This is a genomic window from Arthrobacter rhombi (assembly GCF_039526245.1).
In the GTDB taxonomy this organism is placed as follows: domain Bacteria; phylum Actinomycetota; class Actinomycetes; order Actinomycetales; family Micrococcaceae; genus Arthrobacter_H; species Arthrobacter_H rhombi.
Map to the genome: position 1 here is coordinate 505,003 of NZ_BAAAIV010000012.1, position 6,771 is coordinate 511,773.

The 6,771-nt window shown below is 62.6% G+C and carries 7 protein-coding genes and 1 pseudogene; 5 read left to right on the forward strand and 3 right to left on the reverse strand.

What is annotated here, in order from left to right; translation table 11 throughout:
- Nucleotides 1-47: 47 nt before the first annotated feature.
- The 3 genes from qcrC to qcrB all read left to right on the forward strand — a co-directional run bounded on the left by qcrC (nucleotide 48) and on the right by qcrB (nucleotide 3,623).
- Nucleotides 48-836 (forward strand): cytochrome bc1 complex diheme cytochrome c subunit, encoded by a 789-nt coding sequence (gene qcrC / locus ABD088_RS13025; protein WP_343902352.1) that lies wholly within the window; start codon nucleotides 48-50, stop codon nucleotides 834-836.
- Nucleotides 837-909: 73 nt separating this feature from the next.
- The gene (gene qcrA / locus ABD088_RS13030) at nucleotides 910-1,953 is read left to right on the forward strand and encodes a cytochrome bc1 complex Rieske iron-sulfur subunit (RefSeq protein WP_343902353.1); all 1,044 of its coding nucleotides are present in this window, start codon (nucleotides 910-912) and stop codon (nucleotides 1,951-1,953) included.
- A gap of 2 nt (nucleotides 1,954-1,955) precedes the next feature.
- On the forward strand, nucleotides 1,956-3,623 hold the full coding sequence (gene qcrB, locus ABD088_RS13035; RefSeq protein ID WP_343902354.1) for a cytochrome bc1 complex cytochrome b subunit: 1,668 nt from the start codon (nucleotides 1,956-1,958) through the stop codon (nucleotides 3,621-3,623).
- Nucleotides 3,624-3,799: 176 nt separating this feature from the next.
- On the opposite strand, the gene ABD088_RS13040 is transcribed toward qcrB, so the two are convergent.
- From ABD088_RS13040 to ABD088_RS13050, 3 genes are all read right to left on the reverse strand, one after another.
- Nucleotides 3,800-4,588, reverse strand: a complete 789-nt coding sequence (locus ABD088_RS13040; protein WP_343902355.1) for a GntR family transcriptional regulator — start codon at nucleotides 4,586-4,588, stop codon at nucleotides 3,800-3,802.
- A gap of 432 nt (nucleotides 4,589-5,020) precedes the next feature.
- Complete coding sequence (locus ABD088_RS13045) at nucleotides 5,021-5,146, reverse strand: ArsR family transcriptional regulator (protein WP_343902356.1); 126 nt, start codon at nucleotides 5,144-5,146, stop codon at nucleotides 5,021-5,023.
- Nucleotides 5,147-5,166: 20 nt separating this feature from the next.
- Nucleotides 5,167-5,799, reverse strand: coding sequence for a TetR/AcrR family transcriptional regulator (locus tag ABD088_RS13050; RefSeq protein WP_343902357.1), 633 nt, complete (start codon nucleotides 5,797-5,799; stop codon nucleotides 5,167-5,169).
- Nucleotides 5,800-5,883: 84 nt separating this feature from the next.
- Between ABD088_RS13050 and ABD088_RS13055 the strand changes: the two genes are divergently transcribed.
- Nucleotides 5,884-6,309 carry a nuclear transport factor 2 family protein gene (locus tag ABD088_RS13055; RefSeq protein ID WP_343902358.1) on the forward strand — a complete coding sequence of 142 codons (426 nt, stop codon included), beginning with the start codon at nucleotides 5,884-5,886 and terminating at the stop codon, nucleotides 6,307-6,309.
- A pseudogene (locus tag ABD088_RS17270) lies at nucleotides 6,309-6,715 on the forward strand (DUF6640 family protein). The gene ABD088_RS13055 and the pseudogene ABD088_RS17270 overlap by 1 nt, the downstream one beginning before the upstream one ends.
- The last annotated feature ends 56 nt before the right edge of the window (nucleotides 6,716-6,771 follow it).

Sequence of the window (6,771 nt, forward strand, 5' to 3'; positions counted from 1 at the left end):
CGGGTCACCCCCAGCATCACCAACCAAATCAAGTGAGGAACCAGCAAGTGAAGGCTCTTTCGCAAAGGCGCCGCCATCCGCTCGCCGCCGTAGCGCTGTTGTTGATGGGTCTGCTCGTCACGGGCGGCCTATATGCCGCGGCAACCAGCGTCAACGAGGCCCAGGCGGCGACGACGTACAGCGCCAGCGACGTAAACGAAGGCAACAAGCTCTTTGTTGCCAACTGTGCGACCTGCCATGGCATGCAAGCCGAAGGCAGCTCGAGCGGACCTTCGCTTGTCGGTGTCGGCGCCGCAGCCGTCGACTTCCAGGTTGGCACCGGACGCATGCCCATGCAGATGCAGGGACCGCAGGCGCAGGCCAAGCCAGCGCAGTTCAACGACGAGGAAACCAAGCAGCTCGCTGCCTACGTCGCCTCGCTCGGTGCCGGCCCCGCAGTACCGGACTCCGAATCGTTGGATACCTCCAAGGGAAATGCGGCCACTGGCGGGGAAATCTTCCGCGTCAACTGCGCCATGTGCCACAACGCCGCAGCAGCCGGCGGTGCCCTGACGCGCGGCAAGTTCGCTCCTTCGCTGTCTGGCGTCAGCGAGAAGCACATCTATGAGGCCATGGCGACGGGACCGCAGAACATGCCCGTCTTCAACGACTCGAACGTCACCCCCGACGAGAAGCGGGACGTCATCACGTTCCTGAAGGAAATCGACGCACAGGGCTCCCCCGGTGGCGCCCAGCTCGGTTCACTCGGCCCGGTTTCCGAAGGCCTCCTCATCTGGACCGCCGGTCTCGGCATCGTCATCGCCTTCACGATCTGGCTGACCTCGCGGCCTTCCTGATCCGGCGCCGTGGGCCCCGGCCCACACACCACACTTCGTACCAAGGAATTTGAGAAAAAGGATGAGAGAGAACATGGGCGACCATAGTCACGGCAGTCCGAACGATCCGGGCACCGTTGCTAAGGCCGGTCAGGGTTCCATGGACACGTTCCAGGACCCGGGCCTGCCGCCGCACCGGCCACGCCTCGCTGACGTTGACCCCCGCGCCGCAAAGCGGGCCGAACGGCAGGTAACGCTGCTGTTCGTGCTTTCCGTGCTGGGAACACTGCTGTTCTTCGTGGCCTACTTCGTCGTCGGGCACGCTGAATCGATCGGCGAGATCCGCCTGCAGAACACCTTGTTGGGTATCGGCACCGCTTTTGCGATGCTCGGCATCGGCGTGGGCATCGTGCACTGGGCCAAAACCCTGATGCCCGACCACGAGATCACCGAGATGCGTCACGAGGTCCGTACGGAGGAGAACCGCCAGGTCGCGGAATCGATGTTGGGCGACATCATCGAGGAAACGGGCATCAAGCGCCGTCCCCTGATCCGCAACTCGCTGATCGCCGCAGTGGCTTTGGCACCGATCCCCGCGATCTTCATGTTCCGTGACCTCGATCGCACCGGCGCCACCGCCGGACAGATCGTCGATCGACTGCGCCACACCATGTGGGACAAGGGCATCAAGCTGGTACGCGATCCCTCCGGAACGCCGATCAAGGCATCGGACGTCCAGATCGGCTCGGCCTTCCACGTCATCCCCGACGGGCTGAACGAAATGGAAGACCCGCTGAATGAGAAGGCCAAGGCAGTCGTGCTGCTCATGCGACTGGATCCGTCGAAGATGCACATCTCCCCCGAGCGCGAGACCTGGCATCACGATGGCATCGTGGCCTACTCGAAGATCTGCACCCACGTGGGTTGCCCCGTTGCTTTGTACGAGCAGCAGACGCACCACCTGCTGTGCCCGTGCCACCAGTCCACCTTCGACCTTACGCAGGAATGCAAGGTCATCTTTGGACCGGCAGGTCACGCACTTCCCCAACTTCCGATCACGGTCGATTCGGATGGCTACCTGGTCGCCCAGAGCGATTTCCATGAGCCCGTCGGCCCGAGCTACTGGGAGCGTGGCTAATCATGTCTTCAACTACTGAGTACCGTCCCAAAACCTCGACAGGCAAGATCGCGGACTTCGTCGACACCCGTGTCGGCGCCTCGCAGATCGTCAAGGAGTTCGGGCGCAAGATCTTCCCGGACCACTGGTCGTTCATGTTCGGCGAGGTGGCGTTGTACACCTTCGTCATCCTGCTGATCTCGGGCACGTTCCTGACGTTCTTCTTCGACCCGTCGATGGCCCACACGACCTACAACGGCAGCTACAACCCGCTCAAGGGTGTCCAGATGTCGGTGGCCATGTCCTCGACCATGGATATCTCCTTCGACGTCCGCGGTGGCCTGTTCATGCGCCAAGTGCACCACTGGTCGGCGCTGCTCTTCGTGGCCGCTGTCTCCGTGCACATGCTGCGCGTCTTCTTCACCGGCGCCTTCCGCCGTCCCCGTGAACTGAACTGGGTCGTCGGCGGCACGCTGCTCGTCCTGGCCATGGCTGCCGGCTTCACCGGCTACTCACTCCCGGATGACCTGCTCTCCGGCAACGGCCTGCGCATCATCGACGGCGTCATCAAGGCACTTCCGGTGGTGGGCACCTTCATCTCGGCGTTCCTGTTCGGCGGCGAGTTCCCCGGAACCGCCATCGTGGGCCGCCTGTACATGCTGCACATCATGTTGGTACCGGCAATGATCCTGCTGATGATCGGCATCCACCTGTTCATGGTCGTCGTGCACAAGCACACCCAGTACCGTGGCCCGGGTCGCACCAACGACAACGTCGTCGGTTTCCCTGTGGGTCCCGTCTACGCCGCCAAGGCCGGTGGGTTCTTCTTCATCGTCTTCGGCATCATTGCCGCCATCTCGGGCTTCTTCACGATCAACCCGATCTGGAACTACGGCCCCTACGATCCCTCCCCTGTCTCCGCCGGCACCCAGCCTGACTGGTACATCGGTTGGGTTGATGGCGCGTTGCGTCTGATGCCGGGCGTCTTGGGCAACTTCAGCTTCGAGTGGGTCATCCCCTTCCCGTGGGGCGACAACAACCTGATCCTGAACGTCCTACTGCCGATGGTCCCGGCCGCGATCCTCATCGGAGCCATGTTCGGTTGGCCGTGGATCGAGCGCTGGATTACGAAGGACGACCGCGAGCACCACCTGCTCGACCGTCCACGCAACGCCCCGTTCCGTACGGGCGTCGGCGTGGCAGGTGTGATCTGGTACTGCGTGATGTGGTGTGCAGCATCGTCTGACCTCATCGCGACCCACTTCCACGTCTCGCTGAACGACGTCACGTACTGGCTGCGTGCACTGTTCTTCCTGGGCCCGATCCTCGGATTCATCGTTGCCCGCCGCATCGCCCTGGCACTGCAGCGGAAGGATCGCGAAATCGTGCTCCACGGCCGCGAAGCCGGGATCATCGAGATGTCCCCGGAAGGCGGCTTCAGCGAACAGCACGTCGCCCTGGATGAGTACAAGCTCTACCAGCTGGTCGCTTTCGAGTCCCACGAGGTACTCCCCCCGGAGGCAGACCGTGCCGGCCACGTGACCGCCTCGGAAAAGGCCCGCGGGGCAATTTCGAAGTTCTTCTTCGAGGATCGCGTCGCACCGGTGACCCCCGCCGAGTTGGAGGCCGCCCATGGCCACCATGCTCCGGCCATCGACGGCAAGTCGGAGAACGCCTCCATCGAGCACTAGCCTTCACTGCAAGGAACAAGGGACCCCGATCGTTGATCGGGGTCCCTTGTTCGTGGGGTCTCTGATCCGAGCTCACCGCGACGGCTGCCGGACTCCCCCACCACGCTGATCCAGTGACGGTTCGGAGTGATGGGCTCACGCTAGTGTGGCAGACCGTCTAGAGAGTCCTGAGCGCGCTAGAACCCGTCAGCCTCGTAGGAATGCCGCTGACGTGTCCCAGGGCGCTGCAGGGGCACGAACAGCTTGTAGCGGTCGGCCCGGTAGAGCGACACCGAGTAGTCGACCAATTCACGTTTGACGTAAGCATGTCGCTGGATCTTCAACAGCGGGGTTCCCACGTCCACCCCCAGGTGCTTGGCATCCTGCGGGGTCGCGGCCGTAGCTTCCACCTGGTCCTCGCCCCACTGCATCACCAGGCCATAGCGCTCGTTCAAGGAGGCGTACAGCTGGCGCGGTGCCGCATCGTCGAGGAACCCGGGTACCCGATGTGAGGGCAAATAGTTCTCGTCCAGGTTCATAGGGAGTCCATCGGCCAGCAAGAGGCGCCGCAGGCGCACCACTGGCGTTCCGTCCTCGAGTTCCATTTCCCGGGCCAACTGGCCGGTGGCCGGAATCTCGTCGAACCGCAGGACGCGGCCGGTGGGTACCATCCCCCGGCGTTCCATCTCCTCGCTGTAGGAGGTGAGCTTGACCTGAAGGTCGACCTTGGGAAAGGCGGCAAAGGTGCCGACACCGACGATGCGTTCGAGGACGCCGTCTTCGACCAGTGCGTCGATGGCATTCCGCACGGTCATCCGTGCCACACCGAATTGCTGGGTCAGTTCCCGCTCCGAAGGAATAGGCCTGCCAGGGTCGCAGACTTCTGTGGCATGGTGACGCAGAATCGCCTTCAGCTGCAGGTGTTTTTTCAGGGTCGAAGCGTCGTCCAGTTCTCCCGTCACCGGAACTGGTGGCCTGTGGGGCATTCTGAACTCGCTCTTCTGTGGATGGCCGTCATGCCGATTCTACCGTCGGCCGATCTCCCGGCACGGCCGTTCTCACCATAGGCAGTGGCGCGCTCACGCGGCGCCGCTGGCGGCACTGCCCCGCCACGTCGGTAGCTGCCCATGGGTGTCCTGGTTCCCGATGGTGGCGTGGGGCATGCGGTGATCGTGTCCAGGGAGCTCACCCGTCATAAAGGGTCCTCGGAAACTGATCGATCTTGCCGTAGGGCTGGGTCGGTACGGATACCTTCGTTTAGGCGTGGTGGCCGGCTCGAGGCAGGATTCCCGACAGGCCTGTGAGGGACAGGCAGAACCGTTTTCCCCAGGGTCACTCCACGGTGACGTCCGTTGTTGCGAAACACGCCACGGCGCGCTGAAGTAGGGGTCTGACCAGTAGAGGAGTGGTAGTTGGCGCTATGCGTTAAGGTGCCGAGAAATGGTGGCTCGTGAGATGCCAAGCGCTTTGGCAATTTGCGTGGGAGTTTCGCTTCCCTCTCGTCGTGCTTGCTCGGCGGCGGGGGTGGCTGAGGTGTGCTGCAAGAGGAGATGACGATCGGAAGTCAGGCTTCCGCGGGTGAGGAATTTATTGAGAGTGTGTCGCGGAAAGCGGCGCGTGTCGTGGTGGTGAGATCGCTCGGTGTCGCGGCGAGGACTCGCCCACTGGCGTAACAGGCCAATGCAAGCTGCGCCGCTATCGTGGCGAGGTGGAGCGGGGCGCCGTGCGCGAGAAGTACCTCTGCGAACTCATGCGCGATGTACTGGTGTTTAAGCGCCTCGCGTTCCCTCAGTTCTTCGTGCGCATCAAGAAGCATGGTGTGCCGCTGGTAGACGTCGACATGGGCGGTAGCTTGCTCGCATAACTGGATCACGAGAGGTTCAAGGGCGCTCAAGGCCCCTGCTAGAGAATCCACCGACTGTGCGGAAGCCCACTTCTCGGAAGTCGCGTCGGTGATTGCCTCGAACATCGCTTGTTCTTTGGCGAAGACGACCTCAGTCTTGTCCTTGAAGTGCCGGAAAAAGGTGGTTCGTCCCACCTCGGCACGTTCCGCGATGTCGGTGACGGAGACACTGTCGAAACCTCGCTCAGCGAACAGGGCATCCGCGGCATCGATGATTCGGCCGCGCGCCGCTCGCTGCTTTCGTTCAATCAACGACAACGGTGGCTTATCTACCTCAGACGAACGTTCAGACATGACTTCAGCCTACCGGTCGGCTCGACCGCAGTGCCAATGCGCATCGAGTCTGCTACGGTACTGAGTACCAAACAGGGAGAAGTCATGCTCAGTGCACTTGATCGTCAGCAGATCACCGAAACCATCGCCCGTCTCGCATTCGTTTCCGACGAGGACCAGTTTGACCAGCTCGGCGAAGTGTTCACGCCGGAGGCCACCTACAACATGACCAGCTCGGGCATGGGCTCATTCCAGGGCATCGACACCCTGCGCACTGCGATGGCTCGGCTGTCTGGCTCCGGGCACGCACCCCTGTCGCACCTCGTGACCAACACTGTCATCACCGAGACCAGCGATACCGCAGCCTCGGTACGGTCCAAGGGGCTGATGATCATGAACGACGGCTCCGTGCACGGTGTGGTCTACGACGACACCGTCGCCCTGGACGAGGGCCGCTGGCTGATCGCCAGCCGGGTTATCCTGCCCATCCGTGCCGCGGCCGGCACCGAGCAGTCGGCTAACGAGCACTGATGAAACCGGCAACCATCGGCAAGGCCCTCATCACGGTGACCGCTGCGGGGCTGATGGCCGGACCGTACCTGTTCGATTTCAATGAAACCCACATCTACCACGAGTCGTGGCTGCCTCACGCGAAGTTCCATCACGCACAGACCATGAGTTCCGGGGCGGGGTCCCGGTGGCGACGCTGGCGAGCCCATGGCGGCCGGGCTATGGGCGGGTGGGCTTGGACGCAGCCGCCCTGTCCGCCTCGGTGTATTGGATCAGTCAGCTGTCCGCGTTCTTTTACCCGGGGACGGCGAGCGTGGACCCTCCCGCAAAAGACAACTGGCCACAGTTACGGTTCGCGATCCCCATCCTGACGGCCATCGGCACCGGCTACATCCTGTCACGTCGCGGCCTTCAATCCACTAGATGAATAAGTCCTAATTCCGCGTGTTTGCAGAATAGACCCCCAGCAATCTCGCTGGGGGT